This is a genomic window from Mycolicibacterium chengduense (genome assembly GCF_033741155.1).
Classification (GTDB): Bacteria; Actinomycetota; Actinomycetes; order Mycobacteriales; family Mycobacteriaceae; genus Mycobacterium.
In genome coordinates, this window is record NZ_JAWQNH010000003.1 from 1 (window position 1) to 25,524 (window position 25,524).

A 25,524-nucleotide genomic window follows, 5' to 3' on the forward strand; every position below is an offset into this window, starting at 1 on the left:
GTGGTGCTGACGTTGGTGTGGCCGGCCTCGTCGCGGCCGTATCTGGCCGGTTCCACCGACAACAACTTCATGAACCTGGTCCTGGGCTACAACGGTTTCGGTCGGGTACTCGGGCACAACAACTACGGGTTCCAGCACGAGCCGCAGATCGGTGTGGCGGCCGGGCAGGCCGTCGGGCAGGCGCATCGCGGTATGGGCGGCTGGGGTGATCAGCAGCAGGGCCTGCCCCGGCTGTTCACCGGTGAGTTCGGTTACGAGATCGGCTGGCTGCTGGTCGGTGCGCTGCTGGCGACGGTGCTGGTACTCATCTCACGCGGTCGGGCCCCGCGCACCGATATCGTCCGGGCCGGCGCCATCCTGTTCGGCGGCTGGCTGCTGATCGACGGCCTGGTGCTCAGCTTCATGAAGACCAACGTGCACCCGTACTACTGCATGTCGCTTGCGCCCGCGGTGGCCGCGATGTTCGCCATCGGTGTCGGCGAGATGTGGCGCCGCCGCGATGGTTGGTTCGGGCGGATCGGCCTGGCCGTGCTGCTGCTGACCACCGGCGGTTGGAGCTGCTGGATCCTGGGCCGCAACGCGGCCTGGCTGCCGCCGCTGCGGTGGGTGATCGTCGCGGTGACCGTGGCGGCCACGTTCACGCTGCTGTGGGCGCTGGGCGCACCGCGCCGGCGGGGGATCGCCACCGCGGCCGTGGTGGTGGGCGTGCTGAGCGCGCTCACCGGCTCGGCCGCGTACTCGCTGGCCACCGTCGGCCAGCCGCACACCGGCGGGGGACCGTCGGTCGGCCCCGCGCACGCCGACGGCAGGCACGGCGGCTGGGGGCAGCCGACCGACAATGCCGACCTCGACGCCATGCTGAAGGACACCCACACCACGTGGTCGGCCGCCATCAACCGGTCCTCGGCGGCGGCAGCGCTCGAATTGTCCACCGGCACTTCGGTGATGGCGATCGGCGGATTCATCGGCAGTGACCCGGTGCCGACCCTGAGCCAGTTCCAGGGCGATGTGGCCGACCATCAGATCGGCTACTACATCCTGCCCGACTCCGCCGGCCACGGTGCTTTCGGCCGTAACGTCCACACCGACATCTCGGACTGGGTGCAGGCCCATTTCACACCGGTCAAGGTCGGCACCAACACGGTGTACGACCTGACCGCACCGAAGGCCGGCGGGGGCTCAGACCACGGGCAGTAGCAGGCGCGACGACGAGGCGACGGTGTTCAGGCTGCTGGTGCCCACGCTCGCGTGCCGGAAGTTCATGATCGCGGGGACGTCCGGATCCTGATCGTCACCGGCCAGTACCAGCTGGATGCGGTGGCCCTTACCGAAACGACGGGCGTTGGGTACCAGAGGAATCCGATACTCGACGGGCTCGCCGATCGGCACCGCGACGGGCGTGCGGCACGGTAGCACCGGGGCTCCGGGTGTACTCGCGGCCGGGTCCACCTCACGAAGGCCGGCCCGCAACCAGCCGGCCGTCACATCGGTCACCTCGCCACCGGGTGCCACATCCTGCAGAGTGACCAGCCACGCGGTGTCGGCCGCGGTGGCCGATGCGATGAGCCGCAGCTCGATCTCCCCGACGACGTCCAGGTCGGCCGACAGCTCCGGCGACGTCCAGGTGAGCAGTGCCGGCGGGTCGAGCTCGCCGGCCTTGACCCGGCCGGTCCCGGCCCCCAACGTCATGAACCCCCTTGTGTCGGAAGGCCCTTCGTCCGCACCGAGAACACCGTCGGCGCGCAGTGCGTAGGCGGTGACCGTCGCCACCGGCGGCCAGGACGGACCGGTGTGCCATTGCGCCGATTCGTCACCGGGAAGCGCGTACCGGACGCGGTCGCCGTCCAGGATCCCGGTGTCGCGACCTTTGAGCCAGTGGTCGTACCAGGCCAGTGCCTCGGTGTGCAGGCTCTCCCACGGCCACGTCAGGCCGTATCGGTCGAGCAGGCCCAGTTGCACATTCGGGTTGTGCGCCAGCGCTTTCCATGTGACGAACGTCGAGGGCAGGTGCAGCGGTACGTTCTCCCAGTCGCAGCCCAGGTAGACGGGGATGTCGATGTTGCCCAGCAGCGGGGTGAGATCCCGGTCGTCCCACCATTCGTCACGCACGGGGTGGGTGACCATTACATCCAGCCAGAGGTCATCCCAGGGGTGCGGGTCGTGCGGCAGTTTGAGCAGCTGGTGCATCAGCGTCACTGCGGCCTCGCCGTTCATCGTCCCGAACTTGCGGTGCAGCGGCGGCAGATTGAGCACCTTGCGGGCGATCTGGAGCGGCAGGCTGCGCCAGAAGTCGTCGCTGCGGGCGGCGGTCAACCCCATCATCGACAGGAACGGCGTGATGAAGGCCGAGCTCACCAGGCCGTGGTGCGAGGCCGCCTCGAACAGGTCCGCGGTGACGGCCAGCGGGAAGATGGCCTTGAGGTGCGGCGGCCGCTCGACCGCGGCCTCCAGCTGGGTCATCGCGAAATAGCTGATGCCGATCATCCCTACGTTGCCGTCACACCACGGTTGGGCGGCGGCCCATTCGACGAGGTCGTGCATATCGCGCCGTTCCTGCCCGTCGAAGAAACCGAATTCGCCACCCGATCCGCCGGTGCCGCGGACGTTGGCGATCACGTGCGCGTAGCCGCGCGATACCCAGAACGGGGTATTGCCTGCCTCGATGAAACCCATCGGTGCGCCGAGGTCCTGGATCTGCCGAGGGTAGGGCGACGCAGCGATCAGAGCGGGGAAGCGGCCGTCGGCGTCGGGCCGGTGTACGTCGGCCATCAGTGAGATGCCGTCGCGGACCGGCACGCCGACGTTGATATCGCGCCGGATGCCGTACTGCGGCCGGCTGAGATTGCGGAATGTGCGGCCGGTGGTCTGCGGCCCGTTCAGGGGGGCTTTCAGAGGGGACGTAGCCATAGTCTCACGCTACGTTGAAAAAAGTCTCAACGCAACGTGAAATATTGCTAGGGTGTCTGCATGGCGAAGAAAGCGGTGCCCCCTGGGCCTCGAGATGAACGCGGCGTCCTACAGGCGCGCATCCTCGCCGCCGCCCGCGAAGCGTTCGCGGACACCGGATATGCCGGGACGACGATCCGGTCGGTGGCGCGGGCGGCCGACGTCGACCCGGCGCTGGTCTACCACTACTTCGGGTCCAAGGATGGGCTGCTGGACGCGGCCACGACACCGCCTCGGCGCTGGTTGGACAGCGTCGCCGCGACCTGGACGACGCCGCTGCCCGAGCTGGGCGCAGCGCTGCTGCGGCTGATGCTCGGCGCCTGGGCCGACGACGAGATCGGGCCGGTACTGCGCTCGGTGCTGCAGACTGCGGCCCACGAGCAGAGCACGCGGGAGAAGTTGCGTCGCGTGGTCGAAGGTCAGCTGATGGGGGTGGCGCAGCTGGGTGCCGACGAGCGCGATCGCAAGGTGCGCAGTGGCCTGGTCTCCTCGCAGATCATGGGCTTGGCGATGATGCGCTACATCTGGCAGATCGAGCCGGTGGCCACCATGACCGAGGAGGAACTGGTCGCTGCCGTCGCGCCGAACCTCCAGCGCTATATCGAAGGAGATCTGGCCAAGTAGACTGGACAGCCGGAGTTTGACCAGAAAGAGGGCGTACCTGCATGAGCGGCCATTCCAAGTGGGCCACCACGAAGCACAAGAAGGCGATCATCGACGCCCGCCGGGGCAAGAACTTCGCCAAGCTGATCAAGAACATCGAGGTGGCGGCCCGCACCGGTGGCGGTGACCCGGGCGGTAACCCGACCCTGTACGACGCCATCCAGAAGGCCAAGAAGTCCTCGGTCCCCAACGACAACATCGAGCGCGCGCGCAAGCGCGGCGCCGGTGAAGAGGCCGGCGGCGCCGACTGGCAGACCATCACCTACGAGGGCTACGGGCCGAACGGTGTCGCGGTGCTGATCGAGTGTCTGACCGACAACAAGAACCGGGCCGCCGGTGAGGTCCGAGTGGCGATGACGCGCAACGGCGGCAACATGGCCGACCCGGGTTCGGTGGCGTACCTGTTCTCCCGCAAGGGCATCATCACCCTGGAGAAGAACGGTCTGTCCGAGGACGATGTGCTGGCCGCGGTGCTGGAAGCCGGTGCCGAGGAGATCAACGACCTCGGCGAGAGTTTCGAGATCATCTCCGAGCCCACCGACCTGGTTGCCGTGCGCACCGCGCTGCAGGACGCCGGGATCGACTACGACTCGGCCGAGGCCAGCTTCCAGCCGTCGGTCAGCGTGCAGGTGGACCTGGAGGGCGCCCGCAAGGTGCTCAAGCTCGTCGACGCCCTGGAAGACAGCGACGACGTGCAAGAGGTCTACACCAACGTCGACATCCCCGAGGACGTCGCCGCCGCCCTCGAAGAGGACTAGAGCGCAGCGTCGATCGGCGTATCGCCGCCGATCACCTCGAAGGTCCGGCCGGCGCTGTCCGGCCGGTCCAGCACGGCCAGCAGCACACCCGCGACATCGGCGCGGGGGATGGTGCCGCGTCCCGTCGACTCCGCGATGGTCACCTTTCCGGTGCCCGGTTCGTCGGTGAGGCCGCCCGGCCGCACGATCGTGGTGCGCAGGCCGGCACGCGCCCGCACATTCGCATCCGCGTCGGACTTGGCCCGGATATAGGCACGGAACACCTCGTCGTAGCCCGCGTCCAGGTCGCGGTTGTCGGCCGCGATCGCCGACACCATGACATAGCGCCCGACACCGGCGGCCTCGGCCGCGTCCGCGAGCAGCACGGCCGCGTCATGGTCGACGGTCTGCTTGCGGGCCACCCCGCTGCCCGGACCGGCGCCCGCGGCGAACACCACCGCATCGGCACCGCCGATCACCTCGGCGACCTGCTGCACGGTCGACTGTTCCAGATCGAGCACCGCGGGCACGGCGCCGGCGGTCTCCAGATCGGCGGCGTGGGCGGGATTGCGGATGATGCCGGTGACCGTGTCGCCACGTGCACTGAGCAGGTGTTCCAGCAGCAGGGCGATCTTGCCGTGGCCGCCGGCGATGACGATGTGCATGCCACCAGCGTGCCAGGATGTCGGTCATGGCTGTGGTCACGGATCCCAACGGGACGCAATGGTCCGTGCACCGGCGCTGGTGGCCGTTCCCGGACCTCAGCGATGTCGTCGACCTCGATTGGTTCACCTGGTTGCTCGCCGCACCGTTCCTGCTGCTGTGGCCGTTCTGGCTGATGAGTGGCGGATCGTGATCCAACGCGGTGGGCAGGAAATGGAGACCGAACTGGTGCGCGGCTGGCGGCGCTCGGGTGCGCGCATCAACGAGCACGCGCTGCGACTGGCCCAGGGGTGGCGGTCGGGCCACTACCAACTGTGAGCGAGCGTGTCCCTACCGGGCGGTGACGGACCGGGCCGCTACGCTAATCGAACACGTGTTCTGTCGGTGAAGGGGTTGGCGTGCGGGTAATGGGAGTCGATCCCGGGCTGACGCGTTGTGGTCTGTCGGTGATCGAGACCGGGCGCGGCCGCCACGTCATCGCGCTGGACGTCGACGTGGTGCGTACACCCGCCGACACGCCGCTGCACCGGCGGCTGCTCACCATCAGTGACACCGTCGAGCACTGGATGGACACCCACCTTCCCGACGTCATTGCCATCGAGCGGGTGTTCGCCAACCAGAACGCCAACACCGCGATGGGCACCGCCCAGGCCGGCGGTGTCATCGCGCTGGCCGCGGCCAAGCGGGATATCGACGTGCACTTCCACACCCCCAGTGAGGTCAAGGCCGCGGTGACCGGCAACGGCAGGGCCGACAAGGCGCAGGTCACCACGATGGTGACGAAAATTCTTGCCTTGCAACAGAAACCGACACCTGCGGACGCTGCCGACGCGCTGGCGTTGGCCATCTGTCACTGCTGGCGCGCCCCGATGATCGCGCGGATGGCCGCGGCCGAGGCCAAGGCCGCCGAAGCCAAGCGCGCCTACCAGGCCCGGTTGAAGGCGGCCCGGGCATGATCGCGTCGGTGCGCGGCGAGGTCATCGACATCGCGCTCGACCACGCCGTCCTCGAAGCGGCCGGTGTCGGTTACAAGGTGATGGCCACCCCGTCCACGCTGGCGACGCTGCGCCGCGGGGAGGAAGCCCGGCTGATCACCGCGATGATCGTCCGCGAGGACTCCATGACGTTGTACGGCTTCGCCGACGGCGAGGCCAGGGACCTGTTCACCACGCTGCTCGGAGTGTCCGGGGTCGGACCCAAGATCGCGCTGGCCACCCTGGCGGTGTACGACGCGCAGGCGCTGCGCCAGGCACTGGCCGACGGTGATGTCACCGCGCTAACCCGGGTGCCCGGCATCGGCAAGCGTGGCGCCGAGCGCATGGTGCTCGAACTGCGCGACAAGATCGGCGCCGTCGCCGGCGCCGGCCCGGCCGCCGTCGGTGGCTTCGGCGTTCGCGGACCCGTCGTGGAAGCCCTTGTCGGGCTTGGCTTTCCGCTCAAACAGGCGGAGGAGGCCACCGACAAGGTGCTGGCCGGTGATCCGGAGGCCAGCACGTCGGGCGCCCTGCGTGCCGCGCTGTCGATGCTGGGTAAGAAATGAGCCGATTCGACGAGGAGTCCGAACCCCAGGAGCGGGACGTCTCGCCCGCGCTGACCGTCGGCGAGGGCGATATCGACGCCAGCCTGCGGCCCCGCTCCCTGGGTGAGTTCATCGGCCAGCACCGGGTCCGCGAGCAGCTGCAGCTGGTCATCGAGGGTGCCAAGAACCGCGGCGGCACCCCCGATCACATCCTGCTGTCCGGTCCGCCCGGCCTCGGCAAGACGTCGCTGGCGATGATCATCGCCGCCGAACTCGGGTCGGCGCTGCGCGTCACCTCCGGTCCCGCCCTGGAACGTGCGGGCGATCTGGCCGCGATGCTGTCCAATCTGGTCGAGGGCGACGTGCTGTTCATCGACGAGATCCACCGGATCGCCCGGCCCGCCGAGGAGATGCTCTACCTCGCGATGGAGGACTTCCGGGTGGACGTCGTGGTGGGCAAAGGCCCAGGCGCGACGTCGATCCCGCTGGACGTGGCGCCCTTCACCCTGGTCGGCGCCACCACCCGGTCCGGTGCGTTGACCGGGCCGCTGCGTGACCGGTTCGGCTTCACCGCGCACATGGACTTCTACGACCCCGCCGATCTGGAGCGGGTGCTGGTGCGCTCGGCCGGAATCCTCGGGATCGAGTTGGGTGCCGAGGCCGGTGCGGAGGTGGCCCGCCGCTCCCGCGGGACACCCCGTATCGCCAACCGGCTGCTGCGCCGGGTGCGCGATTACGCCGAGGTGCGCGCCGACGGCGTCATCACCCGCGATATCGCCAAGGCCGCCCTGGAGGTCTACGACGTCGACGAACTGGGCCTGGACCGGCTGGACCGGGCCGTGCTGTCGGCGTTGACCCGCAGCTTCGGGGGCGGCCCGGTCGGGGTGTCCACCCTGGCGGTCGCGGTCGGTGAGGAGGCCACCACCGTGGAAGAGGTCTGCGAACCGTTCCTGGTGCGGGCCGGCATGATCGCCCGCACCCCGCGCGGCCGGGTCGCGACACCGCAGGCCTGGACACACCTCGGGCTGCAACCCCCGGTCACCGGATTGGGCCAAGCCGGGCTGTTTGAATAGACGGCATGCTGACCGCCGGTGTGATCGTCGCGGCCCTCGCCGCCCTGCTGCACGTGTACATCTTCGTGATGGAGTCGTTGACCTGGACGTCGGCCCGGACCCGGGCGACCTTCGGGACGTCCGCCGAAGAGGCTGCCGCCACCAAGGAACTCGCCTTCAACCAGGGGTTCTACAACCTGTTCCTGGCCATCGTGTCCGGCGTCGGCATCGCTGCGCTGCTGTCCGGCCACACCGCCGTTGGTGCGGCACTGGTCTTCGCCGGCGTCGGATCGATGCTGGCGGCAGCGCTGGTGCTGTTGTTGTCCTCCCCGGACAAGGCGCGCGCCGCCATCACCCAGGGGGTGCTGCCGCTGATCGCGGTGATCCTGGTGGCGGTGGGACTGGCCTGACCTGCAGCGCCCGCGGCTCGGGATTGGCCAGGCCGGGCAGCGGGTACCTCATGCCCAGGCATGAGGAGGAAACATGACTGAGAGCACTGCCACCACAGGAATCCCGGCCCGCACCGGCAGGCTGGTCATCCCACGCAGCCGCGGCGCGGCCAGCGGGTTACTGGTGATGATCTTGGGGGCCTGGGGTGCCCTGGCCCCGTTCATCGGCCCCTATCTGCACTTCGCATACACGCCCGACCAGGCCTGGACGTGGACGACGGCCCGCGGCTGGCTGGAGGTGCTGCCGGGCGCGGTGGCCGTCCTCGGCGGGCTCTTGCTGCTGATGTCGGGCAACCGCGCGACCGCCATGTTGGGCGGCTGGCTCGCCGTGGCCGCCGGCGCATGGTTCGTGATCGGCAGGTCGTTCACCGCCACCTTGGCGCTCGGCGATATCGGCGCCCCCGCGACCGGGCTGGACGCCCAGCAGGTGCTGCTGCTGGAACTGACCTTCTTCACCGGCCTCGGCGCGCTCATCGCCGTGCTCGGGGGGATGGCCGTCGGCAGGCTTTCGGTGCGCAGCGTCCGCGATATGAGCTACGCGCGCCGGTCACTGCCTACGTCGACGCAGGTGACCGAGCCGGCTCAGGTGACCGAGCCGGTCCAGCCCAGGGAGGACGTGTCCGGGCGCCGCTCGTTCTGGCATCGGCGCACACCCGTGCCGCACTGAGGTCCGCCCGCACAGCGGCTGCCCTCACAAGGTCGTGAGGGCAGCCGCCAGGACGTCCAGACCTTCGTTGAGCAACTCGTCGGAGATGGCCAGCGGCGGCAGGAAGCGCAGCACGTTCCCATAAGTCCCGCACGACAACACGATGACACCCTGCGCGTGGGCCGCCGCGCACAGCGCCTTGGTCAGGTCGGCATCGGGTTCGGTGGTGCCGGGCTTGACCAGTTCGACGGCGATCATCGCGCCGCGTCCGCGGACATCGCCGATGCGGTCGTCATCGGCCTGCATGCGACCGAGGCGTTCCTTCATCAGCGTCTCGATCTCGGCGGCACGGGCCACCATGTTCTCCGACTCGATGGTGTCGATGGTGGCCAGCGCGGCCGCACAGGCCACCGGGTTGCCGCCATAGGTACCGCCCAGCCCGGACACGTGCGGGGCGTCCATGATCTCGGCGCGGCCGGTGACCGCCGACAACGGCATGCCGTCGGCGATGCCCTTGGCGGTGACGATCAGGTCGGGCTGGATGCCCTCGTGTTCGCAGGCGAACATCTTGCCGGTGCGGGCGAACCCCGTCTGCACCTCGTCGGCGATGAAGACGACGTTGTTCTTGCGGCACCAGTCCAGCAGGGTGGGCAGGAAGCCTTCGGCCGGGACGATGAAACCGCCCTCGCCTTGGATCGGCTCGATGATGATGGCGGCCAGGTTGTCCGCGCCGACCTGCTTGTCGATCACGCTGATGGCCCGCTTGGCGGCCAGCTCACCATCGGTGGCCAGTTCCTTGCCGAACTCCGCGTCGCGGAACGGGTAGGACAGGGGAGCGCGGTACACCTCCGGGGCGAACGGGCCGAAGCCGTGCTTGTAGGGCATCGACTTGGCGGTCAGCGCCATGGTGAGGTTGGTGCGGCCGTGGTAGGCGTGGTCGAAGGAGACGACGGCCTGCTTGCGGGTGTAGGACCGGGCGATCTTGACGGCGTTCTCGACGGCTTCGGAGCCGGAGTTGAACAGCGCCGAACGCTTGTCGCCGGCGACCGGAGTGAGCCGGTTGAGCTGTTCGCACACCGCCACGTACTCCTCGTAGGGAGTCACCATGAAGCAGGTGTGGGTGAACCGCGCGGCCTGGGCGGCGACGGCTTCCACGACCCGGGGCGACGCGTTGCCGATCGTGGTCACCGCGATACCCGAGCCGAGGTCGATGAGCCGGTTGCCGTCGATGTCCTCGACGATGCCGCCGGCAGCGCGCGCGGCGTAGACGGGCATGGTGGTGCCGACCCCGCGCGACACCGCAGCGGTCTTACGCTCGATCAGCGCCGACGATTTCGGGCCTGGGATGGTGGTGGCGAGATGGCGGGTCTGCTCGACGGCAGTCACGGTTGACTCCTGATCGGTGTGCACAGCGGGGGATGACACGGGATCCGAGCCTAATCGGCTACCCACCCATGCGGGTGAAAACAAAAGCTGGACAGCGCTCTGACTTCGGATCGAGTGTTACAGGCAGTATATTGCCACGATTTCCGTCGCCGCGAGGACGCCCTGGGGGTGGATCTCGGACCGTCGGGAACTCGCCGCGGGTTCCGGGGTGGATCTGCCGGCAATCGGGGTGATGGCACACTGGTCAGCGACGAGGCGCCGCGACCGAGTTCGCACCGCCATGCCCGCGTAACAACCACGAAAGACAGCCGTCCCATGGATTTGGTCGTATTCCTGCCGCTCATCATCATCATGGGCGCGTTCATGTTCTTCGCCTCGCGCCGCCAAAAGAAGGCCATGCAGGCCACCATCGATCTGCACGAATCGCTGCGCGTCGGCGACCGGATCCACACCACCTCCGGCCTGCAGGGCACCATCACCGGCATCACCGACGACAACGTGGAGTTGGAGATCGCGCCGGGAGTCATCACCACCTGGATGAAGCTCGCGGTCCGTGACCGCATCGAGGACGCCGACGAGGACACCGCCGATGACGACGAGATCGGTTACGCCGACGAGCCGTCCGGTGCGGTGGAACTCACGGACCGTCCGGCGCCCAAGCCTGACGGCAACTGACCGCAACCGGTTCAGGCTCACCGCGTACCCTCCCGGTAACGCTCGTCCCGTGTAGACACCTTCCAAGGAGACCCAACAACCGTGGCATCGACTTCGGCGCCGGTGCATCCTGCCCGCTACCTGGCGCTCTTTCTGATCCTTCTGGTCGGCGTCTACCTTCTGGTCTTTCTCACCGGTGACAAGCAGGCCAAGCCCAAGCTGGGCATCGACCTGCAGGGTGGCACCCGCGTCACGCTGACCGCGCGCACCCCGGACGGCTCCCGGCCGACCCGGGAATCGCTGATGCAGGCCCAGGAGATCATCAGCTCCCGCGTGAACGGGCTCGGCGTGTCCGGGTCCGAGGTGGTCATCGACGGGGACAACCTGGTCATCACCGTGCCGGGCAGCGACGGCAGCGAGGCCCGCAACCTCGGCCAGACCGCGCGCCTCTACATCCGCCCCGTCATCCACGCCATCCCCGCGCAAGGTCAAGGCCAGCAGCCACCGCAAGGCGCTCCCGGCGCACCCCCAGGTGCCCCGCCCGGCTTGCCGCCGGGTGGTCCGCCGCTGCTGGCGCCCGCCGAGCCGGAGGCGCCGATCAAGCCGCCCACGCCGCCCGGGGCGCAAACCCCGCCGGCGCCGGCACCGCCGGCCCAGCCCAGGCCGTACCCGCAGGAGCCCGCCCCGACGCCGTCGCCCGCGCCTGGTACCCCCGCGCCCGGCGCGCCGGCACCCGCGCCCGGTGCGCCCGCACCCGGCGCCCCGGCACCCGCACCCGCACCGCCGGGCACACCGGATGCCAAAGCCGATCTGGCCCAGCGCATCTCGGATGAGAAGCAGCTGCGGCAGAGCACCGATCAGAGCATCCAGCTGCTGGCGCTGCAGTTCCAGGCCACCCGCTGCAACGACGAGGACGTGCTCGCCGGCAACGACGACCCCAACCTGCCGCTGGTGACCTGTTCGACCGACCACTCCACGGTCTATCTGCTGGACAAGTCGATCATGAGCGGCGAGCAGATCGAGAGCGCCAGCTCGGGCCTCGACCAGCAGCGCGGCGACTACGTCGTCGACCTGCAGTTCAAGAGCGAGGGCGCCAAGATCTGGGCGGACTTCACGGCCGCCAACGTCGGCACCCAGACCGCGTTCACCCTCGATTCGCAGGTGGTCAGCGCGCCGGAAATCCAGGAGGCGATTCCCGGTGGCCGCACCCAGATCACCGGCCGGTTCACCCAGGATTCGGCGCGTGAGCTGGCCAACGTGCTCAAGTACGGGTCGCTGCCGTTGTCGTTCGAATCGTCGGAAGCCGAAACCGTCTCGGCGACACTCGGATTGACGTCGTTGCGGGCCGGCCTCATCGCCGGCGCGGTCGGTCTGGCGCTGGTGCTGGCCTACGCGCTGCTGTACTACCGCGTGCTGGGCCTGCTGACCGCCCTGTCCCTGATCGCTTCCGGAGCGTTCGTCTTCGCGCTGCTGGTGCTGTTGGGCAGATACATCAACTACACCCTGGATCTGGCCGGTATCGCCGGTCTGATCATCGGTATCGGTACCACCGCCGACTCGTTCGTCGTGTTCTTCGAACGGATCAAGGACGAGATCCGGGAGGGCCGGTCCTACCGGTCGGCGGTACCCCGCGGCTGGGCCCGCGCCCGCAAGACCATCCTCTCGGGTAACGCGGTGACGTTCCTGGCGGCGGCAGTCCTGTACATCCTGGCCGTCGGCCAGGTCAAGGGCTTCGCCTTCACCCTCGGCCTGACGACCATCCTCGATGTGCTGGTGGTGTTCCTGGTCACCTGGCCGCTGGTGTACCTGTCGACCAAATCCGCGACGCTGTCCAAGCCGGCGTTCAACGGCCTCGGCGCGGTCCAGCAGATCGCTCGCGAGCGGCGTGCCGCGCACACCACGGGACGGGGATAACAGATGGCGGCCAAACACAGCACTGACAGCGACGTGGAAACCGAGGCTGTCGAGGCGCCGGCCCTGGACGCGGCCGAATCGTCGAACCTGCCCCAGCACGGCTTCTTCGTCCGGCTCTACACCGGCACCGGTGCCTTCGAGGTCATCGGTAAGCGCAAGATGTGGTTCATCATCAGCGGCCTCATCGTCGCGGTCGCGGTCGGGGCGATCCTGCTGCGCGGCTTCAGCTTCGGCATCGACTTCGAGGGCGGCACCAAGGTGTCCATGCCCGTCGACGGCGCCAAGGGGCAGGCAACCGCCGAGCAGGTCGAGACGGTGTACAGCAAGGCGCTGGGCCACGCCCCGGAATCGGTGGTCCTGGTCGGCAACGGCGCGTCGGCCACCGTGCAGATCCGCACCGAGACGCTGAGCAACGCCGACACCGAGAAGCTGCGGGTGGCGCTGTTCGACGCGTTCGAGCCCAAGGGCTCCGACGGCAAACCCAGCAAGCAGGCCATCAGCGATTCGGCCGTGTCGTCGACTTGGGGCGGCCAGATCACCAAGAAGGCGCTCATCGCGCTGGTGGTGTTCCTGGTCATCGTCTCGATCTACATCACCGTGCGCTACGAGCGGTACATGGCCATCTCGGCGCTGGCCGCCATGTTCTTCGACATCATCGTCACCGCCGGCGTGTACGCGCTGGTCGGTTTCGAGGTCACCCCGGCCACGGTCATCGGCCTGCTCACCATCCTGGGCTTCTCCATCTACGACACCGTCATCGTGTTCGACAAGGTGGAGGAGAACACCCACGGATTCGAGCACACCACCCGTCGCACCTTCGCCGAGCAGGCCAACCTGGCGGTGAACCAGACGTTCATGCGGTCGATCAACACCAGCCTCATCTCGTTGCTGCCGATCCTGGCGCTCATCGTGGTGGCGGTCTGGCTGCTCGGCGTCGGCACGTTGAAGGACCTGGCGCTGGTGCAGTTGGTCGGCATCATCGTCGGTACTTACTCGTCGATCTACTTCGCCACCCCGCTGCTGGTGACGATGCGGGAGCGCACCGATCTGGTGCGTACCCACACGAGGCGAGTGCTGCGCCGGCGCGCCGCGGCCGCCGGTGGCGGCTCCGCCAAGGGTGCCGTCGAGGACTCCGCCGTCGCCACCGAGGACGCCGAGGATTCGGTCACCGTGACCACCCCGGCACCGGACAAGCCCGTTCCCGGGGTGCGTCCGGCCCGGCCGAACCGACCGTCGGGCAAGCGGCGTCGCTAGTGCGCGGGCGGGCGATCACCCGGACGGGTGCGGCGCTGGCCGCGCTGACACTGGTGGCTTCCGCTTGCTCGAGCGGGTCCGATCACGTCATCGACTACGCCGTCGACGGCACGCTGAACACCTATAACACCAACACGGTGACCGGTGCGGCCTCGGGCGGACCGCAGGCCTTCGCACGGATGCTCACCGGCTTTACCTATCGGGGCCCCGACGGGCAGATCATCGGCGACCGCGACTACGGCAGCGTCGCGGTGGTGGGCCGGGCACCGCTGGTGCTGGACTACGAGATCAACCCCAACGCGGTGTACTCCGACGGCAAGCCGATCACCTGCGACGACATGGTGCTGGCCTGGGCCGCGCAGTCCGGGCGCAACCCCGGGTTCGACGCGGCCAGCACCGCCGGTTACCGCGACGTCGCCACGGTGGACTGTGCGCCGGGTCAGAAGAAGGCCAGGGTCACGTTCGCCCAGGACCGCGGCGTCCTCGACTACGGGCAGCTCTTCGGTGCCACCTCGTTGATGCCCTCGCACGTCATCGCCGATCAGCTCGGCCTCGGCGACGGTGCGGTCACCACTGCCCTGCAGACCGGCGACGCGCCGGTGATCGACCGGATCGCGCAGGCCTGGAACACGCTGTGGAACCTCGGGCCCGATATCGACCTCACCCGGTTCCCGTCGTCCGGCCCGTACAAGATCGACGCGGTGACCAAGGACGGCGCGGTGAAGCTGACCGCCAACGACAAATGGTGGGGTGCCAAGCCGCTCGCGCAGCGGGTGACGGTGTGGCCCAGGGGCGCCGACATCCAGGACCGGGTCAATCGCGGGGAGTTCGACATCGTCGACATCGCCGCCGGTTCGTCGGGGACGCTGAATCTGCCCGCCGGGTACACCCGCGCCGACAGCGCGTCGGCCGGCATCGAGCAGTTGATCTTCGCGGCGCAGGGGCCGATGGCCGCGCCGCCTGCCCGCCGCGCATTGGCGTCGTGCACACCGCGCGACACCATCGCCCGCAATGCCGGGGTGCCGATCGCCAACGCCCGGCTCAGTCCGACCGCGGACGATACCCTTTCCGCGGCCGAGAACGCGGGGGCGGCAGGTCAATTCGAGGTGGCGAATGCCGATGCCGCCCGGGCCGCGCTGAACAACCAACCGCTCACGGTGCGGATCGGTTACCAGAGCCCCAACGCCCGACTGGCCGCGACGGTCGGGTCGATCGCCCAGTCCTGCGCGGCGGCCGGGATCACCGTCACCGACGCCTCCGGCGAATCGGTGGGCCCGCAGAGCTTGCGGGACAACACCATCGACGTGCTGATCGGCAGTACCGGCGGTGCCGTGGGTAGTGGTTCCACCGGATCGTCGGCGCTGGACGCCTACGATCTGCGGTTCGGCAACGGCAACAATCTGTCCGGGTACGCCGACGGGCGTATCGACGGGATCATCGATGCACTGGCGGTCACCGCCGATCCCAAGGAGTTGAGCCGGCTGCTCGGGGAGGCCGGGCCGATCCTGTGGGGCGATATCCCCACCCTGCCGCTGTACCGTCAGCAGCGCACACTGCTCACGTCGAAGCGCGTGTCGGCGGTGCAGTCCAATCCGACCCGATGGGGCGCCGGATGGAATATGGACCGCTGGGTCCTAGAAGGATGAGCAGGATGAGACATGTCTAGCGCCGCGGCTGTGATCGCCGAGCTGACCCGCAACGTCGCCGACTTCCCACAGCCCGGCATCCAGTTCAAGGACCTCACCCCGGTGCTGGCCGATGCGCGTGGGCTGGCCGTGGTCACCGACGCGCTGGCCGAGGCGGCCGACGGCGCCGACCTGATCGCCGGTATCGACGCCCGCGGATTCCTGCTCGGTGCCGCGGTGGCGTTGAAACTCGGCACCGGTGTGCTTGCGGTGCGCAAGGGCGGGAAGCTCCCGCCGCCGGTACACGCCGAGCGTTACGACCTGGAGTACGGCTCGGCCACCCTGGAGATCCCGGCCGACGGGATCGACATGACCGGCCGGCGGGTTCTGGTGATCGACGACGTGCTGGCGACCGGCGGGACGCTGGCCGCGGCCGCCCGGCTGCTCGAACGCAGCGGGGCGCACGTCACCGGTGCCGCCGTGGTGTTGGAACTCTCGGGGCTCGATGGACGTTGCGCGGTACAGCCGTTGCGGGTCACCAGCCTGACCACGGTGTGAACGGCGTGCGGGATATCCTTTAACTCCAGGAGGTGAACATGGCCGACGAACCCGTCACGGGGCAGACGGTCGCGGTGCCGCCGCAGCCGGGGGACACCGCGGCGCTGGACACCTCCAAGATCAGTGCCTCCCGTCGGGTGCGGGCCCGGCTGGCTCGCCGGATGACCGCGCAGCGCAGCCTGGTGAACCCGGTGCTGGAGCCGCTGGTGGCGGTGCACCGGGAATTCCACCCGAAGGCCGACCTGGCGATCCTGCAGCGCGCCTACGATGTGGCCGAGCAGCGGCACGCCACCCAGTTGCGGAAATCCGGCGACCCGTACATCACCCACCCGCTGGCCGTGGCGAATATCTTGGCCGAGCTCGGCATGGACACCACCACGCTGGTGGCCGCGTTGTTACACGACACCGTGGAGGACACCGGTTATTCGCTGGAAGCGCTGACCGCCGACTTCGGCAGTGAGGTCGGTCATCTCGTCGACGGGGTGACCAAGCTGGACAAGGTGGCGCTGGGCACCGCCGCCGAGGGCGAGACCATCCGCAAGATGATCATCGCGATGGCGCGCGACCCGCGAGTGCTGGTGATCAAGGTCGCCGACCGACTGCACAACATGCGCACGATGCGCTTCCTGCCGCCGGAGAAGCAGGCGCGTAAGGCCCGCGAGACGCTGGAAGTCATTGCCCCCCTTGCTCATCGACTGGGTATGGCGACGGTGAAATGGGAACTGGAGGATCTGTCATTCGCGATCCTGCACCCCAAGCGCTACGAGGAGATCGTGCGTCTGGTGGCCGACCGGGCGCCGTCGCGGGACACCTATCTGGCCAAGGTGCGGGCCGAGATCGGCACGGCGCTGAGCGCGATGAAGATCAGCGCGAAGGTGGAGGGCCGGCCCAAGCACTACTGGTCGATCTATCAGAAGATGATCGTCAAGGGCCGCGACTTCGACGATATCCACGACCTGGTCGGCGTGCGGATCCTGTGCGACGACATGCGTGACTGCTACGCCGCCGTCGGGGTGGTGCACTCGCTGTGGCAGCCGATGGCGGGCCGGTTCAAGGACTACATCGCTCAACCGCGCTATGGCGTGTACCAGTCGCTGCACACCACGGTGGTCGGCCCGGAGGGCAAGCCGCTGGAAGTGCAGATCCGCACCAACGAGATGCACGACACCGCCGAGTTCGGCATCGCGGCACACTGGCGGTACAAGGAGGCCAAGGGCCGCAACGGTTTACCGGCCGGGCACACCGCCGCCGAGATCGACGAGATGGCCTGGATGCGCCAGCTGCTGGACTGGCAGCGGGAGGCTGCGGACCCGGGGGAGTTCCTGGAGTCGCTGCGCTACGACCTGGCCGTGCAGGAGATCTTCGTGTTCACCCCGAAGGGGGATGTCGTCACGCTGCCCACCGGTTCCACCCCGGTGGACTTCGCCTATGCGGTGCACACCGAGGTTGGGCACCGGTGCATCGGCGCCCGGGTCAATGGCCGGTTGGTGGCGCTGGAACGCAAACTCGAAAACGGGGACCAGGTCGAGGTTTTCACCTCCAAGGCCACCACGGCGGGACCGTCGCGGGACTGGCAGACGTTCGTGGTGTCCCCGCGTGCCAAGGCCAAGATCCGGCAGTGGTTCGCCAAGGAGCGCCGCGAGGAGGCGCTGGAGGCCGGTAAGGACGCCATCGCCCGCGAGGTGCGCCGCGGCGGACTTCCGTTGCAGCGCCTGCTCAATGCCGAGTCCATGGCGGCCCTGGCGCGCGAGCTGCACTATGCGGACGTGTCGGCGCTGTACACCGCCGTCGGTGAGGGGCACATCTCGGCGCGGCATGTGGTGCAGCGCCTGGTGGCTCAGCTGGGCGGCGACGACGAGGCCGAGGACGAGATCGCCGAGCGGTCCACACCGGCCACCATGCCGGTGCGGCAGCGCACCTCCGACGACGTCGGTGTCTCGGTGCCGGGTGCGGTGGGGGTGTTGACCAAGCTGGCCAAGTGCTGCACGCCGGTGCCCGGTGACAGCATCCTCGGGTTCGTCACCCGCGGTGGCGGGGTGAGCGTGCACCGCACCGACTGCACCAACGCGGCCTCGCTGCAGCAGCAGTCCGAGCGCATCATCGAGGTGCACTGGGCGCCGTCACCGTCGTCGGTGTTCCTGGTGGCCATCCAGGTGGAGGCGCTTGATCGGCATCGGCTGCTCTCCGATGTCACCCGGGTGCTCGCCGACGAGAAGGTGAACATCCTGTCGGCATCGGTGACGACGTCCAACGACCGGGTGGCGATCAGCCGGTTTACCTTCGAGATGGGCGATCCCAAGCATCTGGGTCACGTGCTGAACGTGGTCCGGAATGTGGAGGGCGTGTACGACGTCTACCGGGTGACGTCAGCGGCGTGAGCCGCAGTCAAGCTTCAGCGGCGTGAGCCGCAGTCAAGCTTCAGCGGCGTGAGCCGCAGTCAAACCTGAGCGGCCTGACGGGTGCTGCGTGCACCGACCCCCGCCGCGCCCAGGCAGGCCAGCGCGACCGCGGCGGCGAACCACGGGAAGACCGCGTGCAGCTCCCACTGGGTGGCGGCCCACCCTGCCACGATGGTCGGCACCGCCATGGCGGTGTAGGCCAGCAGATAGAAGGCCGACATCGTCTCGCCGCGGCGGTCGGCGGGCACCACGTCGGACAGGTGGCGCAGGGAGCCGCCGAACCCGAGTCCGAAGGTGGCGCCCAGCAGCGCGGCGGCGGCGAACACCAGCCATTGATTGTGGGTGCCCAGCACCGGGATGGTGATCAGCAAGGCCACCGCCATCCCGATATCGCCGTAGATGGCGGCCCGGTGCGCGGGCACCCGGGTGGACCAGAGCTGGGCCAGTGCCGCGGCGAACGCCGTGGTGCCGACCACGATGCCGCCGAACACCAGGTTGTGCACATGGGTCTGCTGGGCGGCCAGCGACGGGTAGAGCGAGAGCAGCACGCCCAGTACCGACCAGGAGGCGGCCGCTCCCAGGGCGGCGAACCAGAAGTCGCCGCGGATGTGCGCTGGTACGGCGGGCCGGGCGATCCGGATGGGTCCGCGGGTGCGGGCCAGGTGCGGTTCGCGCAGCGCGACGACGCCGATGCCGACCACCGCGACGACGGCGGCGACCACCGCGTACGGCGTGCGCATGGGGTGCGGGGCGTACTGGGCCAAGATGGCCGAGCCGAGGATGGCGACCGTCATGCCGATGTTGAACGCCACGCCGGACAGCTGGCCGGAGCGCACCCGGTGGTGCGGCCGCAGATCCAGCAGTGCCGCGGCACCGGCGACCACGATGGACCCCACGGCCGCGCCGTGGATCACGCGGGCGAGCAGCAGCATGGCCATGTTGTCGGCGATCAGGAACACCCCGAGCCCGACGATCATCGCGACCAACGCGCCGAGCAGCACCGGTTTGCGGCCGACCGCGTCCGAGATGCGGCCTGACACCAGCACCGCGCCGAGGGCCGCGAGCGCGTAGACGGCGAAGATGATCGTGGTGGACAGCGGGGTGAGGTGCCAGACCTCCTCGTACATCCCGTACAGGGGCGCCGGAACTCCGGACACCCCGAGTGCGACGCCACTGAGAACCAGCAGCAGGGTGTAGGCACCCCGCTGCACCTCGACGGGGGCGGCCACGTCAGCCGTCACGTTGTCTCCTCACGGGTGGTGCCGACACACGTTGTACTGGCAACAACAAGGTGCCCGGAAGTCATCTCAGCGCGTGCCGTGAGGCACCTCACAGGTATTCTTCGACGATGCGCGCAGCACCCGCGGTCGTCATGGTCGCCCTCGCCGTCTTGCTGGCTGGTTGCGGTGCCACCATCAAGCCCGAAGGCGCTGCCGAGCAGGTGGTCAAGGTGGTGTCCAAGACCGGGTTCAAGCCGACCGACGTCACCTGCCCGTCGGGAGTCAAAGCCGAGGTCGGCACGGAGTTCGACTGCCATTTCACCGGGCCCGACGGCGACTACACGGCGCATATGAAGGTCACCAAGGTCGACGGCGCGGCCGTCGAGTTCTACATCCAGTCCAAGCGCACCTAGATCAGGTCGATCGCCTCGGCGATCGACGGCAGCACCCGGCCCGGCCGGAACGGATAGCTGGTGATATCGGCCTCGGTGGTGGAACCGGTCAGCACCAGGATGGTGTCCAGGCCGGCTTCGATACCGGCCACCACGTCGGTGTCCATCCGGTCGCCGACCATGACCGTCGTCTCCGAGTGCGCCGCGATGCGGTTGAGCGCGCTGCGGAACATCATCGGGTTCGGCTTGCCGACGAAGTACGGTTCACGTCCGGTGGCCTTGGTGATCATGGCCGCGACTGAACCGGTGGCCGGCAGCGGCCCCTGCGCGGACGGGCCGGTCACGTCGGGGTTGGTGGCGATGAACCGGGCGCCGTCCCCGATGAGGCGGACCGCCTTGGTGATCGCCTCGAACGAGTAGGTCCTGGTCTCACCGAGCACCACGAAATCGGGTTCGGTATCGGTCAGGGTGTACCCGATCTCGTGCAGCGCGGTGGTGAGGCCGGCCTCGCCGATGACATACGCCGAGCCGCCGGAGAGCTGGTCGTCCAGAAACGCCGCCGTGGCCAGGGCTGAGGTCCAGATGGCTTCCTCGGGCACGCTCAACCCGGACCGAATGAGCCGGGCGGCCAGGTCGCGGGGGGTGAAGATGGAGTTGTTGGTCAACACCAGGAACGGCCGGTCCTTCTCGGTGAGCCGGGCCAGGAATTCGGCGGCACCGGGCAGGGCGTGCTCCTCGCGCACCAGGACGCCGTCCATGTCGGTCAGCCAGCACTGCGCGGGCAGACGCAGCCGTGTCGACGAGTCGGCGGCGGCCATGTTGGGCATGAGAAGTGTTCTCCCGGTTGATGTTTCAGTCGCCACGCCGGATGGCGGGACGGTATGGACACCAGCCTAGTCGCCGTCGCGTTACTGCACCCGCACTGTCGCGATGTTCACCGGGGTGGCCGGCTTACCGTCGTCGCCGCCACCGGTGACGCCGGCAGCGGCGATCTGATCGAGCACCGTCAGGCCCGTCTCGTCGATGGTGCCGAACGCGGTGTACGTGGGCGGCAGCTGCGAGTCCCGGTACACCAGGAAGAACTGGCTGCCGTTGGTCCCGGGTCCAGCGTTGGCCATCGCCAGCGTGCCCCGCGGATAGATCACCGGCGTCTTCACGGCCGGATCGGTCAGCCGGTACTGGTTGGTCGGGTATTCGTTGGGGAACTGGTAGCCGGGCCCGCCCTTGCCCGTGCCCGTCGGGTCACCGCATTGCAGCACGCCGAGCTCGCTGCCGGTGGTCAGCCGGTGGCAGGGCGTCCCGTTGAAGAATCCCTGCGCGGCCAGGCTGGCGAAGTTGTTGACCGTGCACGGTGCCTTGGCGTTGTCCAGTTCGATCGGGATGGCGCCGCGGTCGGTGGCGATGACGCCGGCCACCGTCGCGGGGTCCGTCGGCACCTTGCCCATCCGGGGCGGGGCCACCGGCCGGGCGGCCTTCTCGGTGGTCGGCAGGTACTGGCAGTTGGCGCCCAGGTTGACCGGCGGCTTGAACGACGGCAGGGGAGTGCCGACCGCCGGTGTGGCGGGGTTGACGGGATCCCAGTCGTAGCGGTCCAGCCCGTTGCGGAAGTCCTCCAGCACCAGCCGGGCGAGCACGATGCCGACGACCAGCGCCAGGATTCCCAGCACCGTCGCCACGTAGCCGACGACCAGGCCGGCGATCGCGATGCCGCGGCCCTCCTCGCCGCTGCGCTTGATCTGCGACAGCGAGATGTGGCCGAACACGATGCCCAGCGGGGCGATCAGGAATGCGCAGATCAGCGAGGCCACTGCCAGCGCGTTCGTGGGGCGGGGAGGTACGGGCGGTGGATACCCCGGCGGCGGATAGCCCACTGGGGTCGGCCCGTACTGAGCCCCGTACGGAGACCCGTACGGCGGGGGAACCGTCACCGACTCAGTCCAGCTGGATCGACTTCACCGTGACCTCTTGGGCGGGCTTGCCATCCTGGCCGCCGCCCGCAACGCCCGCCTTGGCGATCTTGTCCAGCGTCTCCAGGCCCGTCTTGTCGATGGTGCCGAACACGGTGTAATTCGGCGGCAGCTGCGAATCCTGGTACACGAGGAAGAACTGGCTGCCGTTGGTGCCGGGCCCGGCGTTGGCCATGGCCAACGTGCCGCGGGGGTAGAGCACCGGCTGCTGCAGCGCCGGGTTGTCGGGCTGGTACTGGTTGGTCGGGTATTCATTGGCGAACTGGTAGCCCGGGCCGCCGGTGCCGGTGCCCGTCGGGTCACCGCACTGCAGCACCGCGAGGCCGCCGGTGGTCAACCGGTGGCACTGCGTGTCGTTGAAGTACCCCTGCTGGGCCAGGCTGGCGAAGCTGTTGACCGTGCAGGGGGCCTTGGCGTTGTCCAGCTGCAGGCCGATATTGCCCTGGTTGGTCGCCATGCTGACGCTGATCTGCGGCGGATCCGTCGGCACCTTGCCGGTCCGCGGCGGGTTGACCTTCTTGCTGGCGGCTTCGGTGGTCGCTGGGTACTGGCAGTTGGCGCCGAGGTCGGCGGGTGCGGCGAAGGCGGGCAGCTTGCCGTCGGCGGCCGGCTGCGGAGCCGCGCTGGAGGAGCTGGGTGACGCCGACGCCGTGGCGCTGCCGGAATCCTTGTTGGTGTAGATGACGGTGAAGACGGCGGCACCGGCCACCACGATCACGCCGACCACCGAGGCGATGATGGTGAAGAGCCGCCGCCGGCGGGCTTGCGCGGCGCGGCGCTCCAGCTGCCGCTCGAGCTTGCGCTGGGCAGTTTCCCGTCGTTGTTTGTTCGTCGGCACCGCCGCTGTCCTCCTACGTCAGGGTCATACTCGGCACCGAGTGTGCCAGGCGTTACTGAATGCGCGTGGCGCGACCCGCGGTCGACAAACGCCGCATGGGAAAATGGTGCGGTGTTGATCACCGGATTCCCGGCCGGCGTGCTGGCATGCAATTGCTATGTCATCGCGCCGCACGACGGTGCCGACGCGATCATCGTCGACCCCGGACAGCGGGCCCCGGGTCCGTTGCAGCGGATCCTCGATCGGCATCGGCTCACCCCGGCGGCGGTGCTGCTCACCCACGGCCACATCGATCACATGTGGTCGGCGCAGAAGGTGGCCGACACCTACGGCTGCCCGGTGTTCATCCATCCCGAGGACCGCGCGATGCTGACCGATCCGATCATGGATCTCGGCTCCGGGCTCATGATGGGGATCGGCAAGCGGCTGGTGGGCGCGTTCTTCACCGAGCCGAAGCAGGTGGTCGAGCTCACCGACGACGGTCAACTGCTCGACCTCGGCGGTATCCCCGTCACCGTGGACCACACGCCCGGGCACACCCCCGGGTCGGTGGTGTTCCGGGTGGGCCAGAGCGCTTTCACCGGGGACACCCTGTTCAAGGGTGCGATCGGTCGCAGCGACCTGCTGGGCGGCAGCGGCCGGACGCTGCTGACGTCCATCGTCAACAAATTATTGGTGCTCGACGACGACACCGTGGTACTACCTGGGCACGGCCCGAAGTCCACCATCGGCATCGAGCGCCGCACCAACCCCTTTCTCGAAGGTCTGACCCTGTGAGTGAACGCCGTGTCTGAATTCAGCAGCTTCCGGGCGCCCAAGGGCGTGCCCGACTACCTCCCGCCGGACTCGGCGCAGTTCGTCGCGGTGCGCGACGGCCTGCTCGGCGCCGCCCGGCGGGCCGGGTACGGCGATATCGAGCTGCCGATCTTCGAGGACACCTCGTTGTTCGCCCGCGGCGTCGGGGAGTCCACCGACGTGGTGAGCAAGGAGATGTACACGTTCGCCGATCGCGGGGAACGGTCGGTGACACTGCGGCCCGAGGGCACCGCCGGCGTCATGCGTGCGGTCATCGAACACGGCCTGGACCGCGGCCAGTTGCCGGTCAAGCTGTGCTACGCCGGTCCGTTCTTCCGGTACGAGCGTCCGCAGGCCGGCCGGTACCGCCAGCTGCAGCAGGTCGGGGTCGAGGCCATCGGCGTCGACGACCCGGCGCTGGACGCCGAGGTGATCGCCGTCGCCGATGCCGGGTTCCGCTCGCTGGGGCTCGACGGTTTCCGGTTGGAGATCACCTCACTGGGTGACGACACCTGCCGGCCGCAGTACCGGGAGTTGTTGCAGGAGTTCCTGTTCAAGCTCGACCTGGACGAGGAGACCCGCCGCCGCGCACAGATCAACCCGCTGCGCGTGCTCGACGACAAGCGGCCCGCGGTGCGGGAGATGACCGCCGATGCGCCGTTGATGCTCGACCACCTCTCCGATGTGGCCAAGGCGCACTTCGAGACGGTGCTGGCACACCTGGACGCGCTCGGTGTGCCGTACGTGGTCAATCCGCGGATGGTGCGCGGACTGGACTACTACACCAAGACGACATTCGAGTTCGTGCACGACGGGCTGGGTGCGCAGTCCGGGATCGGTGGTGGTGGGCGCTACGACGGGCTGATGCGTCAGCTCGGTGGCCAGGACCTGTCCGGGATCGGCTTCGGTCTCGGGGTGGACCGCACCCTGCTGGCGCTCAAAGCCGAGGGCAAGACGGTCGGTGCGGCCGGTCGCGTCGATGTGTACGGGGTGCCGCTGGGGGAGACGGCCAAGCTCGAACTGGCCAAGATCGCCGCGGGGTTGCGGGCCGCGGGTGTGCGGGTCGACCTGGCCTACGGGGACCGCAGCCTCAAGGGCGCGATGAAGGGTGCCGACCGCTCCGGGGCGCGCCTGGCGCTGGTGGCCGGTGACCGCGATATCGAGGCGGGGACGGTCGGCGTCAAGGACCTGTCCAACGGCGCGCAGACCGATGTCCCTGCCGCGGATGTGGTGTCCGAGGTGCTATCCCGGCTGGGCTGACTCCTCCCGGCGAGCGTCCGTGTTTGCACAGCGACACGCCGCATTTGGCGTGCAAAGGGGGCCGCTCGGCGATCACCAGTCCGCTGTGCTGGTTCGGTCGTCTCGACACTCTAGGGTCGGCGTATGCGAGTTCTGGTGCAACGGGTGACGTCGGCCCGGGTGGTGGTCGCAGGGCAGACGGTCGGGCGGATCGACCCGGACGGGCAGGGCCTGCTGGCGCTGGTCGGCATCACCCACACCGACGATGCCGCCCTCGCCACAAAGATGGCCGAAAAGCTCTGGCGGCTGCGGATTCTCGACGACGAGAAGGCCGCCGCCGATGTCGACGCGCCGATCCTGGTGGTCAGTCAGTTCACGTTGTACGCCAACACGGTGAAGGGTCGCAGGCCGTCGTGGAACGCCGCGGCGCCCCGGCCGGTTGCCGAACCACTGGTCGATGCCTTCGCCGAGGCGTTGCGGGGTCTCGGCGCGACGGTCGGCACCGGCGTGTTCGGCGCCGACATGTCGGTGGAACTGGTCAACGACGGACCCGTGACGGTGCTGCTGGAACTGTGACCGCCGGGCTAGATCGCGACGACGGCGGTGCC

At 68.8% G+C, this 25,524-nt stretch carries 26 protein-coding genes; 19 read left to right on the plus strand and 7 right to left on the minus strand.

The features are described from left to right. A partial coding sequence (locus tag SBI67_RS10445; protein ID WP_489685554.1) for a mannosyltransferase YkcB-related protein occupies nt 1-1,197 on the plus strand: 1,197 nt, incomplete at its 5' end. Here SBI67_RS10445 and SBI67_RS10450 read toward each other — a convergent pair. After that, on the minus strand, nt 1,180-2,907 hold the full coding sequence (locus SBI67_RS10450; protein ID WP_318980513.1) for a CocE/NonD family hydrolase: 1,728 nt from the start codon (nt 2,905-2,907) through the stop codon (nt 1,180-1,182). The two genes, SBI67_RS10445 and SBI67_RS10450, sit on opposite strands and share 18 nt — an antisense overlap. Before the next feature lie 60 nt (nt 2,908-2,967). On the opposite strand from SBI67_RS10450, the gene SBI67_RS10455 reads away from it, so the two are divergent. Further along, nucleotides 2,968-3,570, plus strand: a complete 603-nt coding sequence (locus SBI67_RS10455; protein ID WP_318980514.1) for a TetR/AcrR family transcriptional regulator — start codon at nt 2,968-2,970, stop codon at nt 3,568-3,570. 41 nt (nt 3,571-3,611) lie between these two features. Then, complete coding sequence (locus tag SBI67_RS10460) at nt 3,612-4,367, plus strand: YebC/PmpR family DNA-binding transcriptional regulator (RefSeq protein ID WP_024455828.1); 756 nt, start codon at nt 3,612-3,614, stop codon at nt 4,365-4,367. Here the strand turns inward: SBI67_RS10460 and SBI67_RS10465 are convergent. Further along, nucleotides 4,364-5,011: an NAD(P)H-binding protein gene (locus tag SBI67_RS10465; protein ID WP_318980515.1), complete on the minus strand. Its 648-nt coding sequence runs from the start codon at nt 5,009-5,011 to the stop codon at nt 4,364-4,366. The two genes, SBI67_RS10460 and SBI67_RS10465, sit on opposite strands and share 4 nt — an antisense overlap. A 26-nt stretch (nt 5,012-5,037) precedes the next feature. On the opposite strand from SBI67_RS10465, the gene SBI67_RS10470 reads away from it, so the two are divergent. The 6 genes from SBI67_RS10470 to SBI67_RS10495 all read left to right on the plus strand — a co-directional run bounded on the left by SBI67_RS10470 (nt 5,038) and on the right by SBI67_RS10495 (nt 8,696). Next, complete coding sequence (locus SBI67_RS10470) at nt 5,038-5,202, plus strand: hypothetical protein (protein WP_318980516.1); 165 nt, start codon at nt 5,038-5,040, stop codon at nt 5,200-5,202. 205 nt (nt 5,203-5,407) lie between these two features. Continuing rightward, nucleotides 5,408-5,965: a crossover junction endodeoxyribonuclease RuvC gene (ruvC, locus tag SBI67_RS10475; RefSeq protein ID WP_266046279.1), complete on the plus strand. Its 558-nt coding sequence runs from the start codon at nt 5,408-5,410 to the stop codon at nt 5,963-5,965. Beyond that, complete coding sequence (gene ruvA / locus SBI67_RS10480; RefSeq protein WP_318980517.1) at nt 5,962-6,549, plus strand: Holliday junction branch migration protein RuvA; 588 nt, start codon at nt 5,962-5,964, stop codon at nt 6,547-6,549. The genes ruvC and ruvA overlap by 4 nt, the downstream gene beginning before the upstream one ends. Then, nucleotides 6,546-7,601 carry a Holliday junction branch migration DNA helicase RuvB gene (gene ruvB / locus SBI67_RS10485; RefSeq protein WP_318980518.1) on the plus strand — a complete coding sequence of 352 codons (1,056 nt, stop codon included), beginning with the start codon at nt 6,546-6,548 and terminating at the stop codon, nt 7,599-7,601. Before ruvA ends, ruvB begins: the two co-directional genes overlap by 4 nt. Before the next feature lie 5 nt (nt 7,602-7,606). Then, complete coding sequence (locus SBI67_RS10490) at nt 7,607-7,990, plus strand: DUF1304 domain-containing protein (RefSeq protein ID WP_318980519.1); 384 nt, start codon at nt 7,607-7,609, stop codon at nt 7,988-7,990. A gap of 73 nt (nt 7,991-8,063) precedes the next feature. Further along, on the plus strand, nt 8,064-8,696 hold the full coding sequence (locus SBI67_RS10495; protein WP_318980520.1) for a hypothetical protein: 633 nt from the start codon (nt 8,064-8,066) through the stop codon (nt 8,694-8,696). Between the two features lie 24 nt (nt 8,697-8,720). On the opposite strand, the gene gabT is transcribed toward SBI67_RS10495, so the two are convergent. Continuing rightward, on the minus strand, nt 8,721-10,061 hold the full coding sequence (gabT, locus tag SBI67_RS10500; RefSeq protein WP_318980521.1) for a 4-aminobutyrate--2-oxoglutarate transaminase: 1,341 nt from the start codon (nt 10,059-10,061) through the stop codon (nt 8,721-8,723). A gap of 315 nt (nt 10,062-10,376) precedes the next feature. On the opposite strand from gabT, the gene yajC reads away from it, so the two are divergent. From yajC to SBI67_RS10530, 6 genes are all read left to right on the plus strand, one after another. Then, on the plus strand, nt 10,377-10,736 hold the full coding sequence (gene yajC / locus SBI67_RS10505; protein WP_318980522.1) for a preprotein translocase subunit YajC: 360 nt from the start codon (nt 10,377-10,379) through the stop codon (nt 10,734-10,736). A gap of 81 nt (nt 10,737-10,817) precedes the next feature. Beyond that, nucleotides 10,818-12,629, plus strand: coding sequence for a protein translocase subunit SecD (secD, locus tag SBI67_RS10510; protein WP_318980523.1), 1,812 nt, complete (start codon nt 10,818-10,820; stop codon nt 12,627-12,629). A gap of 3 nt (nt 12,630-12,632) precedes the next feature. Continuing rightward, nucleotides 12,633-13,883, plus strand: a complete 1,251-nt coding sequence (gene secF, locus SBI67_RS10515) for a protein translocase subunit SecF (RefSeq protein WP_318980524.1) — start codon at nt 12,633-12,635, stop codon at nt 13,881-13,883. Beyond that, nucleotides 13,883-15,529 carry an ABC transporter substrate-binding protein gene (locus SBI67_RS10520; protein WP_318980525.1) on the plus strand — a complete coding sequence of 549 codons (1,647 nt, stop codon included), beginning with the start codon at nt 13,883-13,885 and terminating at the stop codon, nt 15,527-15,529. Before secF ends, SBI67_RS10520 begins: the two co-directional genes overlap by 1 nt. Before the next feature lie 12 nt (nt 15,530-15,541). Next, nucleotides 15,542-16,066 carry an adenine phosphoribosyltransferase gene (locus tag SBI67_RS10525; RefSeq protein WP_024452913.1) on the plus strand — a complete coding sequence of 175 codons (525 nt, stop codon included), beginning with the start codon at nt 15,542-15,544 and terminating at the stop codon, nt 16,064-16,066. Nucleotides 16,067-16,104: 38 nt separating this feature from the next. Next, nucleotides 16,105-18,444, plus strand: a complete 2,340-nt coding sequence (locus tag SBI67_RS10530; RefSeq protein WP_266046290.1) for a RelA/SpoT family protein — start codon at nt 16,105-16,107, stop codon at nt 18,442-18,444. A 59-nt stretch (nt 18,445-18,503) separates the two neighbouring features. Here SBI67_RS10530 and SBI67_RS10535 read toward each other — a convergent pair whose 3' ends face one another. Further along, on the minus strand, nt 18,504-19,706 hold the full coding sequence (locus SBI67_RS10535; protein WP_318980526.1) for an MFS transporter: 1,203 nt from the start codon (nt 19,704-19,706) through the stop codon (nt 18,504-18,506). Nucleotides 19,707-19,813: 107 nt separating this feature from the next. Here SBI67_RS10535 and SBI67_RS10540 point away from each other — a divergent pair, with 107 nt between their 5' ends. Next, on the plus strand, nt 19,814-20,098 hold the full coding sequence (locus SBI67_RS10540) for a DUF4333 domain-containing protein (RefSeq protein ID WP_318980527.1): 285 nt from the start codon (nt 19,814-19,816) through the stop codon (nt 20,096-20,098). Here SBI67_RS10540 and SBI67_RS10545 read toward each other — a convergent pair. From SBI67_RS10545 to SBI67_RS10555, 3 genes are all read right to left on the minus strand, one after another. Further along, nucleotides 20,095-20,895, minus strand: coding sequence for an HAD-IIA family hydrolase (locus tag SBI67_RS10545; protein ID WP_413232479.1), 801 nt, complete (start codon nt 20,893-20,895; stop codon nt 20,095-20,097). The genes SBI67_RS10540 and SBI67_RS10545 overlap by 4 nt on opposite strands. 90 nt (nt 20,896-20,985) lie before the next feature. Then, a complete protein-coding gene (locus tag SBI67_RS10550; RefSeq protein ID WP_413232457.1) occupies nt 20,986-22,005 on the minus strand; it encodes a peptidylprolyl isomerase in 1,020 nt (339 codons plus the stop codon). A gap of 4 nt (nt 22,006-22,009) precedes the next feature. Beyond that, nucleotides 22,010-22,882 carry a peptidylprolyl isomerase gene (locus SBI67_RS10555; RefSeq protein ID WP_266046293.1) on the minus strand — a complete coding sequence of 291 codons (873 nt, stop codon included), beginning with the start codon at nt 22,880-22,882 and terminating at the stop codon, nt 22,010-22,012. A gap of 111 nt (nt 22,883-22,993) precedes the next feature. Here SBI67_RS10555 and SBI67_RS10560 point away from each other — a divergent pair, with 111 nt between their 5' ends. The 3 genes from SBI67_RS10560 (at nt 22,994) to dtd (ending at nt 25,492) form a co-directional block, all read left to right on the plus strand. Then, nucleotides 22,994-23,659 (plus strand): MBL fold metallo-hydrolase, encoded by a 666-nt coding sequence (locus SBI67_RS10560; RefSeq protein WP_318980528.1) that lies wholly within the window; start codon nt 22,994-22,996, stop codon nt 23,657-23,659. A gap of 9 nt (nt 23,660-23,668) precedes the next feature. Next, on the plus strand, nt 23,669-24,937 hold the full coding sequence (gene hisS, locus SBI67_RS10565; protein ID WP_318980529.1) for a histidine--tRNA ligase: 1,269 nt from the start codon (nt 23,669-23,671) through the stop codon (nt 24,935-24,937). Between the two features lie 123 nt (nt 24,938-25,060). Beyond that, nucleotides 25,061-25,492, plus strand: a complete 432-nt coding sequence (dtd, locus tag SBI67_RS10570) for a D-aminoacyl-tRNA deacylase (protein WP_266046296.1) — start codon at nt 25,061-25,063, stop codon at nt 25,490-25,492. Nucleotides 25,493-25,524: the final 32 nt, after the last annotated feature.

Excerpts from the sequence above, each read along its gene's own strand:
- SBI67_RS10450 (WP_318980513.1), bottom strand. The coding sequence starts at position 2,907 with ATGGCTACGTCCCCTCTGAAAGCCCCCCTGAACGGGCCGCAGACCACC.
- SBI67_RS10455 (WP_318980514.1), top strand. The coding sequence starts at position 2,968 with ATGGCGAAGAAAGCGGTGCCCCCTGGGCCTCGAGATGAACGCGGCGTC.
- SBI67_RS10460 (WP_024455828.1), top strand. The coding sequence starts at position 3,612 with ATGAGCGGCCATTCCAAGTGGGCCACCACGAAGCACAAGAAGGCGATC.
- SBI67_RS10465 (WP_318980515.1), bottom strand. The coding sequence starts at position 5,011 with ATGCACATCGTCATCGCCGGCGGCCACGGCAAGATCGCCCTGCTGCTG.
- SBI67_RS10470 (WP_318980516.1), top strand. The coding sequence starts at position 5,038 with ATGGCTGTGGTCACGGATCCCAACGGGACGCAATGGTCCGTGCACCGG.
- ruvA (WP_318980517.1), top strand. The coding sequence starts at position 5,962 with ATGATCGCGTCGGTGCGCGGCGAGGTCATCGACATCGCGCTCGACCAC.
- ruvB (WP_318980518.1), top strand. The coding sequence starts at position 6,546 with ATGAGCCGATTCGACGAGGAGTCCGAACCCCAGGAGCGGGACGTCTCG.
- SBI67_RS10490 (WP_318980519.1), top strand. The coding sequence starts at position 7,607 with ATGCTGACCGCCGGTGTGATCGTCGCGGCCCTCGCCGCCCTGCTGCAC.
- SBI67_RS10495 (WP_318980520.1), top strand. The coding sequence starts at position 8,064 with ATGACTGAGAGCACTGCCACCACAGGAATCCCGGCCCGCACCGGCAGG.
- yajC (WP_318980522.1), top strand. The coding sequence starts at position 10,377 with ATGGATTTGGTCGTATTCCTGCCGCTCATCATCATCATGGGCGCGTTC.
- secF (WP_318980524.1), top strand. The coding sequence starts at position 12,633 with ATGGCGGCCAAACACAGCACTGACAGCGACGTGGAAACCGAGGCTGTC.
- SBI67_RS10525 (WP_024452913.1), top strand. The coding sequence starts at position 15,542 with ATGTCTAGCGCCGCGGCTGTGATCGCCGAGCTGACCCGCAACGTCGCC.
- SBI67_RS10530 (WP_266046290.1), top strand. The coding sequence starts at position 16,105 with ATGGCCGACGAACCCGTCACGGGGCAGACGGTCGCGGTGCCGCCGCAG.
- SBI67_RS10540 (WP_318980527.1), top strand. The coding sequence starts at position 19,814 with ATGCGCGCAGCACCCGCGGTCGTCATGGTCGCCCTCGCCGTCTTGCTG.
- SBI67_RS10545 (WP_413232479.1), bottom strand. The coding sequence starts at position 20,895 with ATGGCCGCCGCCGACTCGTCGACACGGCTGCGTCTGCCCGCGCAGTGC.
- dtd (WP_266046296.1), top strand. The coding sequence starts at position 25,061 with ATGCGAGTTCTGGTGCAACGGGTGACGTCGGCCCGGGTGGTGGTCGCA.